At 72.2% G+C, this 15,654-nt stretch carries 15 protein-coding genes; 11 read left to right on the forward strand and 4 right to left on the reverse strand.

Annotation, left to right across the window (positions count from 1 at the left end; genetic code table 11):
• Window positions 1-149: 149 nt before the first annotated feature.
• From AB0F13_RS17420 to AB0F13_RS17430, 3 genes are all read left to right on the forward strand, one after another.
• Window positions 150-731, forward strand: coding sequence for a hemerythrin domain-containing protein (locus AB0F13_RS17420; protein WP_362082267.1), 582 nt, complete (start codon window positions 150-152; stop codon window positions 729-731).
• A gap of 59 nt (window positions 732-790) precedes the next feature.
• Window positions 791-1,210, forward strand: a complete 420-nt coding sequence (locus AB0F13_RS17425; RefSeq protein ID WP_362082270.1) for a CBS domain-containing protein — start codon at window positions 791-793, stop codon at window positions 1,208-1,210.
• A gap of 264 nt (window positions 1,211-1,474) precedes the next feature.
• On the forward strand, window positions 1,475-2,251 hold the full coding sequence (locus tag AB0F13_RS17430) for a SigB/SigF/SigG family RNA polymerase sigma factor (RefSeq protein WP_362082273.1): 777 nt from the start codon (window positions 1,475-1,477) through the stop codon (window positions 2,249-2,251).
• Here the strand turns inward: AB0F13_RS17430 and AB0F13_RS17435 are convergent.
• The gene (locus tag AB0F13_RS17435) at window positions 2,235-3,437 is read right to left on the reverse strand and encodes a PAS domain-containing protein (RefSeq protein WP_362082276.1); all 1,203 of its coding nucleotides are present in this window, start codon (window positions 3,435-3,437) and stop codon (window positions 2,235-2,237) included. The genes AB0F13_RS17430 and AB0F13_RS17435 overlap by 17 nt on opposite strands.
• Before the next feature lie 85 nt (window positions 3,438-3,522).
• Window positions 3,523-3,789, reverse strand: a complete 267-nt coding sequence (locus tag AB0F13_RS17440) for a WhiB family transcriptional regulator (protein ID WP_362082279.1) — start codon at window positions 3,787-3,789, stop codon at window positions 3,523-3,525.
• A 176-nt stretch (window positions 3,790-3,965) separates the two neighbouring features.
• Here AB0F13_RS17440 and AB0F13_RS17445 point away from each other — a divergent pair, with 176 nt between their 5' ends.
• The 3 genes from AB0F13_RS17445 (at window position 3,966) to AB0F13_RS17455 (ending at window position 6,937) form a co-directional block, all read left to right on the forward strand.
• On the forward strand, window positions 3,966-4,685 hold the full coding sequence (locus tag AB0F13_RS17445) for an ANTAR domain-containing protein (protein ID WP_362082646.1): 720 nt from the start codon (window positions 3,966-3,968) through the stop codon (window positions 4,683-4,685).
• 174 nt (window positions 4,686-4,859) lie between these two features.
• Window positions 4,860-6,551 carry a cytochrome c oxidase subunit I gene (ctaD, locus tag AB0F13_RS17450; protein ID WP_362082649.1) on the forward strand — a complete coding sequence of 564 codons (1,692 nt, stop codon included), beginning with the start codon at window positions 4,860-4,862 and terminating at the stop codon, window positions 6,549-6,551.
• Window positions 6,548-6,937 carry a cytochrome c oxidase subunit 4 gene (locus AB0F13_RS17455; protein ID WP_362082282.1) on the forward strand — a complete coding sequence of 130 codons (390 nt, stop codon included), beginning with the start codon at window positions 6,548-6,550 and terminating at the stop codon, window positions 6,935-6,937. The genes ctaD and AB0F13_RS17455 overlap by 4 nt, the downstream gene beginning before the upstream one ends.
• Before the next feature lie 34 nt (window positions 6,938-6,971).
• Here AB0F13_RS17455 and AB0F13_RS17460 read toward each other — a convergent pair whose 3' ends face one another.
• Entirely contained in the window at window positions 6,972-8,603 is a 1,632-nt protein-coding gene (locus AB0F13_RS17460) for a cytochrome bc complex cytochrome b subunit (protein ID WP_362082285.1), read from the reverse strand.
• Between the two features lie 221 nt (window positions 8,604-8,824).
• On the opposite strand from AB0F13_RS17460, the gene AB0F13_RS17465 reads away from it, so the two are divergent.
• Entirely contained in the window at window positions 8,825-10,291 is a 1,467-nt protein-coding gene (locus AB0F13_RS17465) for an ornithine decarboxylase (protein ID WP_362082288.1), read from the forward strand.
• A 121-nt stretch (window positions 10,292-10,412) separates the two neighbouring features.
• A complete protein-coding gene (locus AB0F13_RS17470) occupies window positions 10,413-11,669 on the forward strand; it encodes an alginate lyase family protein (RefSeq protein ID WP_362082291.1) in 1,257 nt (418 codons plus the stop codon).
• A gap of 15 nt (window positions 11,670-11,684) precedes the next feature.
• Here AB0F13_RS17470 and AB0F13_RS17475 read toward each other — a convergent pair whose 3' ends face one another.
• The gene (locus AB0F13_RS17475) at window positions 11,685-12,536 is read right to left on the reverse strand and encodes a polysaccharide deacetylase family protein (RefSeq protein ID WP_362082294.1); all 852 of its coding nucleotides are present in this window, start codon (window positions 12,534-12,536) and stop codon (window positions 11,685-11,687) included.
• Between the two features lie 124 nt (window positions 12,537-12,660).
• Between AB0F13_RS17475 and AB0F13_RS17480 the strand changes: the two genes are divergently transcribed.
• From AB0F13_RS17480 to AB0F13_RS17490, 3 genes are all read left to right on the forward strand, one after another.
• Entirely contained in the window at window positions 12,661-13,347 is a 687-nt protein-coding gene (locus AB0F13_RS17480) for a CBS domain-containing protein (protein ID WP_362082652.1), read from the forward strand.
• A 375-nt stretch (window positions 13,348-13,722) separates the two neighbouring features.
• Window positions 13,723-14,919 (forward strand): hypothetical protein, encoded by a 1,197-nt coding sequence (locus AB0F13_RS17485; RefSeq protein WP_362082297.1) that lies wholly within the window; start codon window positions 13,723-13,725, stop codon window positions 14,917-14,919.
• 207 nt (window positions 14,920-15,126) lie between these two features.
• Window positions 15,127-15,627, forward strand: a complete 501-nt coding sequence (locus tag AB0F13_RS17490; protein ID WP_362082300.1) for a cupin domain-containing protein — start codon at window positions 15,127-15,129, stop codon at window positions 15,625-15,627.
• Window positions 15,628-15,654 lie beyond the last annotated feature (27 nt).

The raw sequence follows: 15,654 nt of genomic DNA on the forward strand, positions 1-15,654 counted from the left end.
GTGGCACACCGCGGCGGTGGGCGCCTGCCGGCGCTCCTCCCTCCGGCCCGGCCCGGTCCCGGCGGGCCTCGCGGAAGCGGGTGTCGCCCGGGCGGCGGCGGGTACCCGGGCCCGCATCCGACCGACGGACGTTTTGAGGAGGTATTGGCATGGTGCCCTCGGACACGGCGGGTCAGCGGCCCGAAAGCAATGACGTGGTGGCGCTGTTGAAGAAGCAGCACGAAGAGATCCGCGTCCTTCTCGACGAGGTTCTCGCGCACACCGGCGAGGAGCGCAAGCACTCCTTCAGGCTCCTCGTCCACCTGCTCGCGGTCCATGAGACGGCGGAGGAGGAGATCGTCCACCCCTACGCCCGGCAGGCCGTGGACGGCGGTGAGCCCCTGGTCGCCGACCGGCTCAAGGAGGAGGAGGCGGCCAAGCGGGCGCTGAAGCGGCTCGAGGGGCTGGACCCCGACGCCCCCGAGTTCGTCGAGGAGTTCACCGCGCTGCGGCAGTCCGTGCTCGCCCACGCCGGGGCGGAGGAGAAGTACGAGTTCGCCCGGCTGAGCGAGGAGGGGGACCCGGCCAGGCTGCAGTTGCTGGCCAAGGCGGTCCGGGCCGCGGAGGCCGTCGCGCCCACCCGCCCGCACCCGGGCACGCAGTCCGCGGCGAAGAACCTCCTGCTCGGCCCGGCGGCCGCGGTGGCGGACCGCACGCGCGACGCCGTGCGCCACGTGCTGCGCGCGGGCTGAGCCGGTGACCGCAGGAACCCACGGACACCCGGACACAGGAAGCGGAGGCGGAGGAGACGATGGCACAACTGGTCAAGGACGTGATGACCGCCGATGTCGCGACGGTCCTGCCCGAGACCTCGCTGGCCGAGGTCGCACAGCTGATGCGTGACCAGGACATCGGGGACGTGGTGGTCGCGAGCGACGACCTCGTGGTGGGTCTGCTCACCGACCGGGACATCACGGTGCGCGCGGTCGCCGACGGCGCGGACCCGCTCGCCCTGAGCGCCGGCTCGGTGTGCACCCCGAACCCGGTGGTGATCGGCCCGTACCAGCCCGCCGAGCAGGCCGTCGCGCTGATGCGGCAGTACGCCGTGCGGCGGCTGCCGGTGGTGCAGGACGAGCGGCCCGTGGGCCTGGTGAGCCTGGGGGACCTGGCCCGGGAGCGGGACCCGGGTTCGGCTCTCGCGGACATCAGCCGGGCGGATGCCGGCCGCTGAGCCGGCGGGGAGGCCGGTCGCGGTCCGTGCGCCCGCCGGGGGCGGGGCACGGACCGCGGCCACCGGCCGGAGCGGGGCGATCCGCCCGGTGCGCCGGGCGTTTGGGCTGCCGTCGCCGGGGCACCCGCAACTTGTGCTTCGGACCGGAGGCACGCCGCAGCAGCAGGATTCCCCCTGCCCTGGCCGCGCGGCGGTGCCCCGGCATCCGCACGCGAACCGGCCGTCGGGCGGGGAGACTGCCCCCCCCGAGGAGCCGTCATTGTCATGCGCCCTTCCACTCATCCGCACGACGACGCCCCCGACACCGCCGACCTCTTCCGCCGCATCGCCCGGCTGCCCGACGGGCCGGAGCGCCAGGAGCTGCGCCGCCGGGCCGTGACCGCCTGGATGCCGATGGCCGAACGTCTGGCCCTGCAGTTCCGCAACCGCGGCGAATCCCCCGAGGACCTGCGCCAGGTCGCGGCGCTCGGCCTGGTCAAGGCCGTCCGCCGCTACGACCCCGGCCGCGGGACCGCCTTCGCCAGCTTCGCCGTACCCACCGTGGTCGGCGAGATCAAGCGGCACTTCCGCGACCACCTGTGGAGCGTGCACGTGCCCCGCCGGGTCCAGGAGATCCGCAACCGGGTCCGCCGTGCGCGCAACGAGCTGCCGCCCGGCCCGGACGGCCGGGGCCCCGGCATCCGGGAGATCGCCGAACGCGCCCTGCTCAGCGAGGAGGAGGTACGCATCGGACTGGCCGCCATCGACAGCTACTCGACGCTCTCGCTGGAGGCGGAACGGCCCGGCAGCGAGGGCAACGCGCTGGTGGACTCCCTCGGCGGCGCCGACCCCGGCATGGAGCTGGTCGTGGACCGGGAGGCGGTCAAACCACGGCTGCGGAAGCTGCCCCCGCGCGAGCGGGAGATCCTCTACCTGCGCTACTTCGGTGACCTGACCCAGCGACAGATCGCCGAGCGGCTGGGCATCTCCCAGATGCACGTCTCACGGCTGCTCAGCCGCACGTGCGCCCGGCTGCGTACCGAGATCATGGCCGGGGCCTGAGCGGACGGCCGAGGGCCAGCCCCGTGTGCCGCGCCACCCGCTCCAGCACCCCCGCCTCCGGCATCGAGAACGCGCCGGGCCCGCCCGGCTCCCCGGTGCCCGTGCGGAAGACGGTCAGGACCGCGGCCACCGGCGGGCCGGGCGAGCCGGCGGGCCGCCGCACCGGCAGGCAGACCAGCGATGCCACCCCCGCCCGTGTGATCAGCGCTTCGCCCGCGCCGTCCCGGCCGAAGCAGCCCACGTCCTCGGCCCGCACCCGGACCGTGACCACGCCGCCGGCCGCGGCCTCGACCACCACGGGGCACGAGGCCGGGTCCTGGGCCAGCACCGCGGCGGCCGTTCCGTCGCCCTCGCGCCCGTCCGGGGCTGCCACCGCGCGGCGCCGCAACGCCCCGGTGCCGTCGTCCACCAGGTCGGCGATCGCCCAGTCGGCCACCGTCGCGCGCAGCGCGCGCGTCACCGCCCCCAGCACCCGGTCCGGCTCGCCGGGGGTGGTGGTCAGCAGCGCGGCCGTCACCTCGTCGAGCGTGTCCAGCAGCACCGTCTCCCGCGTCGCCGCCGACAGGGTGTGCGCGTCGGGGCGTGCCGTGCCCTGAGGCGCCGCCGGGGGCGGGGAGCCGTGGCCGGTGGTCTGGAACAGCGCCATGACGGCGTTGCGCGTCTCGCCCGGCGGACGCAGCGCGACCAGCGTCAGCTGCCGGCGCTCGCTCTCGGCACTGTCGGCCGGTACGAGCGCGGCCTCGAAACTGCGGTCCCCGTCCCCGCGCGCGACGGCCGCCACCTGGGTGCGGAAGCCGGGCCGGTCGGACGCCTGCAGGAACGCCGCGAGCGAGCGGCCGGTGGCGTATCCGGCTCCGACGCCCAGCAGCCGCGCCGCGCCCTGGTTCAGCCGCCGTATCGCCCCGTCGCGGTCCAGCAGTGCGACCGGCAGCGGCAGCCGCTGGAAGAGGGCGCGCAGCAGCTGCTCCTCCTGTCTGCCGGGGCCGGCTCCCGCGCGGGTGCGGCGGGCCAGTTCGTCATAGCGCGGCCACAGCACTTCGGCGGCGTAGCGCAGTTCGATCAGGGCGGCCTCGAGTGCGCGCAGCCGCCGGTCCGGTGGCATCCCGCGGATGCCTTCGAGCTCCTGGACCCTGCCCCGGAAGTCCGCCAGTTCCTCGCCGAACTCGTCCCGCCCGCCACCGGTCATGGGGGCACGATAATGCCCGTCCCCCTGTCCGCTCCCGGCCCGGGGCGCGCTCGGCGGAGGGCTGCCGTACGGGCCGGGGTGCCGCTCAGTGCGGTACTTTCCGGCGCCGGGAGGGCCGTGCGTGCTCGGCCCGTCGCCGCATCCGCCGGCGCTCGTCCTCACAGGTCCCGCCCCACACGCCGCAGTTCTCGCCCGTGCGCAGCGCCCAGTCCAGGCACTGGGCCCGCACGGGACAGCGGCGGCACACCTGCTTGGCGTCCTCCTGCTGCTGCGCGGCGGGCCCCACCGTCCCGACAGGGAAGAACAGCTCGGGATCCTCACGGGTGCATGCGGCGTGCCGCATCCAGTCCATCTCGTCTTCCCCTCCTCGTCTCTTCCCGTCTCTTCTTCGTCCGTATTTCGTCTTGTCATCGTGTGATGGCAGTGGCGCGGGTACCCCCGAGCACCGTCAGGAAACCGCCGGCGAGCGCTCACCGGGACGTAGCGCCCCTTCCGTTTCGGCTGGGGGAGCGCGGGCATGTGCCCGTCATGGAGGCCATCGCGGAGACTCAGGCGGGGGCCCTGTCGGCGGGCGCGGAGCTGCTCGGCGACATGGCGGACACCCCATGGGGGCAGCGGATCGCCCGGCTGACCGAGCTGATTCCCCGGCTCGTACCGGGTACGTGTGGGGCCACCACCACGGTCTGGGACGGCAGCGCCGAGTCGCCGACCACGGCGACCCACCCGGACCTCGCCGAGCTCGTCAGCGTGCAGCTGCGGGCGGCGGAGGGCCCCATTCCGACCGCCGTGGGCACGCATGCGCCCGTTCACGCGGACGACCTGCTCAACGACGACCGCTGGCCCCGTTACCGGGCCAGCGCCCTGGGCACCGGCATACGGGCCAGCGTCACGCTCCCCTTCCACCGTGAGGGCGTGACCGTCACGGTCACCCTGTACCGGCTGCGCCCGGGCGGCCTGGAGCACGCCGCCGAGGGGCCGTCGGCGCTGCTCGGCAAGCTGCTCACCGATACCGTCGCCCGGGACCGCCGCTACCGTCAGGCGCTGGCGACCGTCGATCAGCTCGACACGGCCCTGCACTCGCGGGCGGTGATCGACCAGGCCTGCGGCATCGTCATGCACGTCCTGGGCTGTGACACCGACACCGCCTTCGGCGTCCTGCGCCGCCTCTCGCAGCACAGCAACCGCAAGCTCGCCGACCTGGCCCGTACGGTCGTCGACAGCAGGGGGCAGGACCTGCCCCCCGAGTGAGCGCGCGGCGGCGCCGGTGAGGCGTACGCCCGAATGGCGCAGACGGTGTTTGCGTCGTCGTGATCAGGGCTAGACACGAGGCGCCCCGCTGACGGACGGCAGGTCTCGGCACAGACTTCGCCCGGCACATGGAGAGCGATGCCGCAGCTGGATCATCGGACGCCGCCCGACCAGATGTCCGAGGGCACGGACAACCGCCGCACGAGGCTGGGAAGCAGGCTCCTGGGGTATCTCACCACCACCGACCACAAGGTCATCGGCAACATGTACCTGGTGACCGCGTTCGGGTTCTTCCTGCTGGGCGGCCTGCTGGCGATGCTGATGCGCGCGGAGCTGGCCCGGCCGGGACTCCAGGTCCTCAGCACCGGGCAGTACAACCAGCTGGTCACCATTCACGGCACCGTCATGATGCTGCTGTTCGCGACGCCGATGTTCGCGGGCTTCGCGAACGCCGTGATGCCGCTGCAGATCGGCGCCCCCGACGTCGCCTTCCCGCGCCTGAACGCGCTCACGTACTGGCTGTTCCTCTTCGGCGGCCTGACCGTGGTCTCGGGCTTCCTCACGCCCGACGGGGCCGCCTCCTTCGGCTGGTTCGCCTATGCCCCGCTGAACAGCTCGGTCCACACGCCCGGCGCGGGGGGCGATCTGTGGGCGATGGGCCTGGTGGTCGCCGGTCTGAGCACCACGCTTGGATCGGTGAACTTCATCGCCACCATCGTGAGCCTGCGGGCGCCGGGCATGACGATGTTCCGCATGCCGATCTTCACCTGGAACATCCTGTTCACCTCGATTCTGGCCCTGCTGGCCTTCCCGGTGCTGACGGCGGCCCTGCTCGCCCTGGAGGCGGACCGCAAATTCGGTTCCCACGTCTTCGACGCCGCCAATGGCGGAGCGGTCCTGTGGCAGCACCTGTTCTGGTTCTTCGGCCACCCCGAGGTCTATATCGTCGCCCTGCCGTTCTTCGGCGTGATCACCGAGATCATTCCGGTGTTCAGCCGCAAACCGGTCTTCGGCTATCTCGGGATGGTGGGCGCGACCATCGCCATCACGATGCTCTCGGCGGTCGTCTGGGCGCATCACATGTTCGCCACCGGTGTGGTACTGCTGCCCTTCTTCTCCTTGATGTCGTTCCTCATCGCCGTGCCGACCGGGGTGAAGTTCTTCAACTGGATCGGCACCCTCTGGAAGGGCAGCGTCTCCTTCGAGACCCCGATACTGTGGGCCATCGGCTTCCTCGTCACGTTTCTGCTCGGCGGCCTGAGCGGCGTACTGATCGCTTCGCCTCCCCTGGACTTCCACGTCACCGACACCTACTTCATCGTCGCCCACCTGCATTACGTGCTCTTCGGAACGGTGGTGTTCGCCATGTTCGGCGGGTTCTACTTCTGGTGGCCCAAATGGACGGGGCGCAAGCTCGACGAACGCCTGGGAAGAATCCACTTCTTCACCTTGTTCACCGGCTTCCAGCTGACCTTCCTCGTGCAGCACTGGCTGGGCGAGGCGGGAATGCCCCGGCGCTATGCCGACTACCTCGCCGCCGACGGCTTCACCACGCTGAACACCCTCTCCTCCATCGGGTCGTTCCTTCTGGGCCTGTCGACGCTTCCGTTCCTCTACAACGTCTGGCGCACCGCGCGCTACGCGCCGGCCGTGGAGAGCGACGACCCGTGGGGGTTCGGCCGGTCCCTGGAATGGGCGACGTCCTGCCCGCCGCCGCGCCACAACTTCGTCGCCCTGCCCCAGGTGAGGTCGGACTCCCCCGCATTCGACCTGCACCATCCCGAGGCCGCGGCGACGGCCCGGCTCGAAAAGGGCGCGGCCCCCGCGGCCCCGACGCCCGACCCGCACAGAAGGCCGGGTTCATGAAGGCCGAGGCGTATCTGTTCGCCGGAGTCGCCTGCTTCTTCCTCGGCACCGACGCCGGCTACGCGTGGTGGTCCGGCCGGGAGCCCGCCGGCACTGCGGTGCTGACCGTGTCCTTCGTGATGTCCTCGCTGATGTCGTTCTTCTTCGCGATGAACTACCGCCGCCGGGGGCCGCGGCCGGAGGACCGCAAGGACTCCCAGGTGGCCGAGCGCGCCGGGCGGCTGGACTTCTTCCCCCCGCACAGCGCCTATCCGGTGCTGACCGCCCTGGGCGTCGCGCTGCTCGCCGTCGGCGTCGTCTACGGGCTGTGGCTGTTCCTCCTGGCCGCGGGGGTTCTCGCGGCCGGCGTCGGGGGCCTGGTCTTCCAGTTCGTGGGCAGGCCCTGAGCCGAGGGCACCGGGAGCCGCCGCACGCTCCGGCTCATTCCTTGGATTCCAGCGCCGGCTCGGCCAGCCGGCTCTCGATCTGCTCCCGCTGCCCGGTGGTGACCGGCATCTCGACGCGGTCGCGGTAGTACCAGGAGCTGAGCGCCACCCGCAGCCGCCGCCGGCGCGGAGCATGGCCTTCCGCTGCGGGCAGGGGGGTGGGAACCTCGCGTACCAGCAGCCGGTAGCCGTCTTTCGCGGAGAGGGGCCGGTGGCCCTCCCCCAGCGCTCCGTAGACGCTCTGCTCCACTTCGCCGGTCTCCTCGCCCTCCGTCAGCCGTCGCCGGTCGCGGGCCTGCAGGGCCAGGCAGAGCCGCTTGGTGACCCAGAACGCCAGCACGGGTCCGGCGACGACGAGCACCCGCAGGATCCAGGTCAGGCCGTCGACGGAGAGCCGGAAGGCGAAGGCGATCACGTCGTTGCCGCCGGCCAGCAGCAGCAGGCCGTAGCAGACGACGGCCGCCACTCCCAGCCCGGTGCGGGCGGGCCGGTCGCGGGGGCGGTCGCACAGGTGGTGCTCGGTGCGGTCGCCCGTCACCCACTTCTCGAAGAACGGATACGCGTACAGGATCAGGAACAGCAGGCCGGGCAGGACGACCGTGGGAATCAGCACGTTCCACATCAGGGTGTGCCCGGCCACGGCGTTCTCCCAGGGGGGCATCAGGCGCAGGGCTCCTTCGAGGAAGCCCACGTACCAGTCGGGCTGCGCGTCGGTGGTGACCTGATCGGCCCGGTAGGGGCCGTAGGCCCAGACCGGGTTGATCTGGGCGACGGCGCCGAGGAGGACGAGAACGCCCGACACCATCATCAGCAGGCCGGTGGATTTGGTGGTGAAGTGCGGGAACATCGGCTGTCCCACCGCGTTGCGGTTGGTCTTCCCCTGCGCTCCCCAATGGGTGTGCTTGAGATAGACGACCAGGAAGAGGTGGAGTCCGACCAGTGCCAGCAGCACGCCGGGGACGAACAGCACATGCACGATGTACAGCCGCGGAATGATGACACCGCCGGGAAACGGGCCGCGCCAGATGAAGGAACTGAGGTAGGTGCCGGCGAACGGGATGGACATCACGATGGTGTTCGCCGTCCGCATTCCGGTCCCGGACAGCAGGTCGTCCGGCAGCGAGTAGCCGCAGAACCCCTCCAGCAGGGCCAGGAGAAACAGCGTCACCCCGACGGCCCAGTTCGCTTCACGCGGCCTGCGGAAGGCTCCGGTGAAGAAGATGCGCAGCATATGGACACCGATGGCGGCGACGAACACCAGTGCCGCCCAGTGGTGCACCTGCCGGATGAGCAGCCCGCCCCGCACGTCGAAACTGAGACCGAGCGTGGAGGCGTACGCCTGGGACATCCGCAGGCCCCGCAAGGGACCGTACGCCCCCTCGTAGACGGTCTGGGCCATGCTCGGGTCGAAGAAGAGGGTGAGGTAGGAGCCGGTGACGAGGAGTACCAGCAGGCTGTAGAGGGCGAATTCGCCGAGCAGGTAGGACCAGTGGTCGGGGAACGCCTTGCGCAGCAGTTCCTTCGCGGTCTCCGCGACGGGCAGCCGCCGGTCCAGCGCCTCGAAGCCGGCCACCGCCGCGGCGCGGGCCTTGGTCCCGGCCCTCTCCTTCCGTCTCCGGAACAGCATCCACCACGCTCCTCGTCAAGCCGCGCGCCCGGGGCCCGCCGCGCCACACCGCGGCTGATGGGTAACCGGCACGCCGACCGCCTAATCTCCGGGCCGAGCGCGATTAGGCAGAACAGGGGGCGCCCGGGGCGCCCGGTCCACGTTTCCCGCACGCATGACGGGTCATCCGTACGGGAGGAAATGGCCGGCTCCCGGTGTCCTCCCGTGGAAGGGACCTTTCGATGGATCACACTCAGGCGCCCTTTCTGGAGGCGCTCGGCGACTATCACGGCCATGGACGGCTGCCCTTCACTCCGCCCGGGCACAAGCAGGCACGGGGTGCCGATCCGGCAGTGCGCCGCGGGCTGGGTGAGGCGGCGTTCCTCTCGGACGTCCTGGCATCCGGCGGCCTGGACGACCGTCGCACGAGGGGCCAGGTACAGAAGCGGGCGGAGGCGCTGATGGCGGACGCGGTCCACGCGGAGCACACGTTCTTCACCACGTGCGGCAGCTCCCTGTCGGTCAAGGCGGCGATGCTCGCCGTCGCGGGGCCGCACGAGAAGCTCCTCATCGGCCGGGACGCGCACAAGTCGGTGGTCTCCGGCCTGATCCTGGCCGGGATCCGCCCGGTGTGGGTCGAACCGCAGTGGGATCCCGTCCGCCACCTCGCGCATCCGCCGGCGGCCCAGGCGTTCGAGGAGGCCTTCCGGGCCCATCCCGACGCCCGCGGGGCGCTGGTCACCAGCCCGACGCCGTACGGCTCCTGCGCCGCTCTCGCCGCGATCGCCGAGGTGTGCCACCGCCGTTCGCTGCCCCTGGTCGTGGACGAGGCCTGGGGCGCCCACCTGCCCTTCCACCCCGGCCTGCCGGCCTGGGCCATGGACGCCGGCGCCGACGTCTGTGTGACGAGCATCCACAAGATGGGCAGCGGCCTGGAGCAGGGATCGGTGTTCCACCTGCAGGGCGGCCTGATCGAGGCGGCCGCGCTCAGGTCCCGCGCCGACCTGCTGGGCACCACCAGCCCGTCGGTGCCCATCCTGGCCGGCATCGACGGCTGGCGGCGGCAGATGGCGCTGCACGGGCACGAGCTGCTGACCGGTGCCCTGGAGCTGGCGGCGGCCGTGCGGGCCGAGATCGAGCTCATCGACGGACTGCACGTCAACGACCGCGCCGACTTCACCGGGCCGGGCCTGGCGGCCGACCTCGACCCGCTGCCCGTCGTCATCGACCTGCACGAGCTGGGTACGACCGGCTACCGCGCCGCGGACTGGCTGCGCGAGCACCACCACATCGACCTCCACCTGGCGGACCACCGGCGGATCAGCGCGCAGCTCACCCACGCCGACGACGACAAGAGCACGGCCGCCCTGCTCACCGCTCTGCGGGAGCTCGCCGACCGGGCCGCCGTCCTGCGGCCGGCCCCCGCCGTCCGTGTCCCCTCCCCGCAGGACCTGCGGCTGGAGCAGGTGTGCCTGCCGCGCGAAGCCTACTTCGGTCCCGTCGAGGACGTGCCGCTGGAACGGGCCGCCGGGCGCGTCGCCGCGGAGATGCTGACCCCCTATCCCCCGGGCATCCCCGCGGCGCTGCCCGGCGAGCTCCTCACGGCACCCCTGCTGGAATACCTGCGCACCGGCGCCGCCGCCGGGATGCACCTGCCGGACGCCGCCGACCCCCGTCTGGAGACGGTCCGCGTCCGGCAGGAGACCTGAGGGCCACGCGGCGGGCGCGGCTTCGCCACCGATCGGCGCAACACCCCATGCGGGCGCCCCGCCGGGGAGTGACGCTTGCGGGTAGTCGCACCGGAGGTGGGCCTTGCCCCGACCATGCCGTATGCAGCGCTTCCGTGCGGGGCCACGCACGTCCCTCACCGTCGTGCTCCTCGCTCTGCTCACCTCCCTGACACCGGTGACCGCACCCGCCGCACCCGCCGCACCCGTCGGCACGGCGGCCCGGCACGTGGCACCGGCCGGGCACCTGATGTCCGCCGGTGGCTTCACCCATCCCGGGGTCCTGGTCAGCCGGGCCCAGCTGGAGACGGTCCGCGCACGGGCCGGTGAGGGCGCCGAGCCGTGGCGGTCGGCGTTCAGGTCGATGCGTGACGGCCGGTACGGCTCGCTCTCCTACGCGGCCGCGCCCACCTCCGTCGTACGGTGCCCGCCCGGCTCCCGGCCCGGCCGGGGGTGCGTCGAGGAGCGGCAGGACGCGATCGCCGCGTACACGCAGGCGCTGCTGTGGTACGTCACCGGGGACCGGGCACACGCCGACAAGTCGGTGCAGATCATGGACTCGTGGTCGGCCGTGGTCCGTGAGCACACGGAGGGCAACGCCCGGCTGCAGGCCGCGTGGGCCGGCGCGTCCTGGGCCCGCGCGGCGGAGATCATGCGCCACACCTACGACGACTGGCCGGCGAGCCGCGTGCAGCGCTTCGCGACGATGCTGCGGACCGTCTATCTGCCCCAGGTCATGGGCAGCGCCCCGGAGTACAACGGGAACTGGGACCTGGCCATGGCCGATGCCACGATGGGCATCGCGGTGTTCCTGGAAGACCCCGGCGCGTTCGACGCCGCCGTGTCCCTCTTCCGGGCCCGCGTGCCGGCGTACTTCTACCTGAGCACCGACGGACCGCTGCCCCACCGGCCCCCGGGCAGCCGCATCACCACCGCGGCCGGCCTGAGCGCGTACTGGTTCGGGCAGACCAGGTTCGTCGACGGCCTCGCCCAGGAGACGTGCCGGAACTTCACGCACGTCGGCTACTCGCTCGCGGCCACCGCCCACATCGCGGAGACCGCCTGGCACCAGGGCGTCGACCTCTACGGCGAGACCGGCGAACGGCTGCGGGCGGCCCTCGCCTTCCACGCCCGCTACCAGCTGGGTGACCCCGTGCCGTCCTGGCTGTGCGGCGGCAGGCTCAGCACACGGATGGGCCCCGACACGGAGGTCGTCCTCAATCATCTGGTCAACCGGCTGGGCGTCGCGGTACCCGACGCCCAGGAGGTCGCCGGGCGGGAGCGGCGGAAAGGGGGCGAGGGGACCGACGACCTCTTCGTCGCCTGGGAGGCGCTGACCCACGCGGACAATCCCGGCTGACGGCCACGGACGACGTCACCCGGGCCGGGGCACGGAGTCCGGCTGCCGGTCGGGGTCCAGGAGGGTGCGCAGGTCGACGACGGTGTATCCCTGCCCGGTGATGAGGTCGATGATCTGCGGCAGCGCCTGGGCGTCGAGGACTTCCCCCGAACCGTCGGCCGACCCGACGTGCATCTGGATGATCGCTCCTGGGCCGAGTACGTCGGCCACGCGCGCGACGGCCTTGCGCACGCTTATGCCGCCCGCCGTGCCGAGATAGCCCTTGGTGTCCGTGGTCCACTCGATGTCGGCGAATCCCAGGGAGTTGACCTGCGCGACGCCCTGGGGCGTCGTCTCGCCGTAGGGAAAGCGGAAGAACGGCAGGGGGGCACTTCCCGCGGCCTCCCGCAGGGCCCGGTCGGCAGCCGTCACCTCGCGCTCCGCATCGCCCGGTGACAGGCGGGTGAAGTAGGGGTGGCTGTACGAGTGATTGGCGATGCCGCACTGCGCGGCGATCGTGCGCACCGCACGGTGATGGTTCTCGGCGAACCGGCCGGTGAGGAAGAAGGTGGCCGGGACGCGGTGGCGGCGCAGGGTCCGCAGGACCTCCTGGATGCCGGCCTCGTCCCAGGCGGCGTTGCAGGTGAGAGCGACCTCGCGCTGCCGGGTGGGGATCCGCCTGATCTCGGAGCCGTACAGCCACGCGGCCGGTCCCGGGGGCGCCCCGCCATCCGCCGGGGACGTCGCCGCCAGGGCCGTCGCCGCCGGGGACGCCAGGGCCGCGGCCCGCACGGCCTGCTGCCCGCCCGCCGTCACCGGCAGGCAGAGCACAGCGACGACGGACAGGGCGCGGGCGAGCCTCGTGGTCCTGCCGGGATGGGGGTGCACACCCCGATCATCACGAGCGTGCGCCGCCGCCGCACCCCGGCAGCCATATGCGAGGCTGGAGGCACTCCGGGAAGGCCGCTGCGCCGCGCCCGCCCTCCCGGTGCACGAAAGGAACTGGGACATGTTGCAGCACAGAACCGTTGGTGACCTGATGACGCACTCGGTCGTCCGGGTCCAGCGCGGCACCCTGTTCACGGAGATCGTGCATGTCCTGCAGGAGCACGACATCACGGCGGTTCCGGTGGTGGATCGCGAGGACAGGCCGGTGGGCGTGGTCTCGGAGGCCGATCTGCTGGCGAAGGCCTCGAAACAGCCGGATCCGGCCGGCCTGTTCGAGCTGGACCCGCAGGGCCCCCTGGCCGGCGCCAAGCACGCGGCGACGACCGCCGAGGGCCTGATGACCAGCCCGGCCATCTGCGCCCGGCCCGAGTGGAGCGTGGTGGAGGCGGCCCGCGCCATGGAGGAACACCGGGTGAAGCGGCTGCCGGTCGTGGACGGCACGGGCCGTCTGGTGGGCCTCGTCAGCCGCGGCGATCTGCTGCGCGTCTTCCTGCGCACCGACCGCGCCATCCGCGAGGAGATCATCGAGGACGTGCTCGTGCGCACCCTGCGCGAGCCGCCCTCGGCCGTCGGCGTCGAGGTGAACAACGGCCAGGTGCGGCTGAGCGGCTCCGTGCGGCGCAGGAGCCTGGTCCCGGTCCTGGTCCAGCTGTGCCAGAGCGTGGACGGCGTCGTCAGCGTCGGTCACCACCTGGCCGCCGAGGCCGACGACACCACGGCGGGCGACGCCGAACCGGCCGGGCGCGCCTGACCGCGGCCGGGGGGACCGGGCCGTCCGCCAGGGGCCCGGACCGCCCCGAGGGCGGCGGACCCGGCCGGTTAACGGCACCGTCCTTCGCCCGTACCCGGCACCGGGTCGTGGTGGATGCGCCCGGTGGGCAGGCAGGGCTCGTGCGTCCGGACGCGCCAGCAGCGTGTAGTAGTCGTTGTCCCGGGGGGTGTTCACGGGCTGGATCTCCTTGTGCTCCCTCGTTGCGGCGACCGCCGGCCGGGCCTGACGGCCCTTCGGGCGGCGGGATGACAGGGCCGGCCGGCCCCTGCCCCCATGGCCCGGACGGTGGTGGAGGACACGACGCCACTAGCATGCACACGTCACTCACGGGCCCCTCATCGACGAAAGCAACGCATGCACACCAAGCGGATATTCGCCGCCATCACCCTGCTCGGCACCCTGGTCACGCTCACCGCGTGCGAGGGTGGCAAGGGGCAGGGAGCGCAGGACAAGGCCGGCGCGACCCCGGCGGGCAGTGCCACTCCCTCTGTCCCGCAGGGCCCGCCCTCGGCGGCGTCCCTGGCCGAGGCCCAGAAGTACGTACAGCGGTACGCGTCCTGCGAGAGCATGGGCACCGACCCCGGCGACAAGCGGCTTCCCTCACCCGCCCTCACCTCCGTCGGTGAGTGGTCGGTGACCGAGCGCGGGGTGTGCAGCGACCCGCGTGAACACGGGGAACTCGTCGTGTACCGCACCTCGGACATGAAGGAGTTCCAGACCCGCTACAAGAAGCACATCATGGACGGCTTCGCCCAGGAGCCGACTCCCGGGCTCTTCAGCCGGGTCTTCGTCGGCAAGGACTTCGTGGTCACCCCGACGGCGACCAAGTCCGCTCTCGCCCTTGCCCGTTCGGGCCTGCGCATCCTCACCTGCAACCCCACGTTCGCGGTGCCGCAGGGGTACAAGAAGGAGAAGGCGCTCGTCGAGGGCTGCGTCCTCAGCGACTTCGTCGCGAGCGAGGACGGCTCGGGCAGCGTCAACCACCAGCAGCCGGGCGGTGACGCGCAGTCCGGCCCGTCCGGGCAGCCCGGCGGCCGGCATACTCCGGACGCCACCGGCCTCGGCCTGCCGAGCGCCGGCAGCCTGACCGAGCTGAAGGAACTCGTCCGCTCCAGCGTCGACTGCACGAAGTTCACCACCGACCCCGCGGATGTGTCGGTGAGCTCCATCGACTACCTGCCCGCCGTCGAGGGCGACCCGCGGGCCTGGGGCGTCCGCGAGCGCGGAATGTGCGGCTACCCGGCCGGCGCCCAGCGCGCCCACGACCTGGCGTGGCTCGACACGGTGGACGACATGGCGACGTTCCAGGCCGAGGCGAAGGCCGCCCAGCTGAAGGACCTTCAGGACGACGGCCGCGTCAAGGCGACCGCGAGCAAGGTCCTCGTCGGGCAGAACATCGCGGTGGAGACCAACAGCAAGCACGACCGCCACGGCCTCTACCAGCAGCAGTTCCTCCACCTCAACTGCGAGAGCGGCTTCAGCGCACCCCAGGGCTACCGCCTGGAGAAGGCGCTCGTGCCCGGCTGTGTCCTCACCAACTACGAGAAATGACCTCCCGTGCGGGCCGAACGACCGTCTTGGACCGCGCGCCCGCGTGAGACCCGCATGAGACCCGCATGAGAGAGGCCGGCCTCCCTCCCTCACGGGTGTTGTCGCGTACCTCGGGTGAACGGACGGATTCGGCCCACCCGTCGGCGTCCGGCAATCCTCCATGGTTTCTACTTGATCTCCTCTGCCGGAGAACGCAAGGAGCCCGATGTGTCCCTGTTCATTCCTGACTTCGACGATTCCGTTGTCGTCCGTGCCGCCGACGCCGAGATCACCCGGCCGGGGGCGGAGCTCTCCATCCAGCTGCTGGTGGACAGCAGCGCCTCCGGCGGTGCGCTCTCCAGCATGCGCGTGACCCTCGGCAAGGGCGCCAACGGCGCCCGCCCCCACCACCACGACCGGTCGGCCGAGATGTTCTACGTCCTGGACGGGACGGCCCAGCTGCTCGCGGACGACCGGATCGTCACCGCCGAGCAGGGCGACATGGTGATCGTCCCGCCGGGCCAGCAGCATGCCTTCGCCGCCGCGCCCGGGGAGACCGCCGAGATGCTCGTCATCATCACCCCGGGCGTCGAGCGCTTCGAGTACTTCCGCCACCTGGAACGCATCCGGTACGGGAAGGTGCCGCCGGAGAGCCTCCTGGAAGTGCAGGAGCTGTACGACTCGTACTTCGGGACCAACGCGGCCTGGGACGCGGCCCGCGGCCAGTGATCAATAGAGCCGGGCCGGGTGTCCCCG

Source organism: Streptomyces sp. NPDC026206 (assembly GCF_040638465.1).
GTDB lineage: Bacteria > Actinomycetota > Actinomycetes > Streptomycetales > Streptomycetaceae > Streptomyces.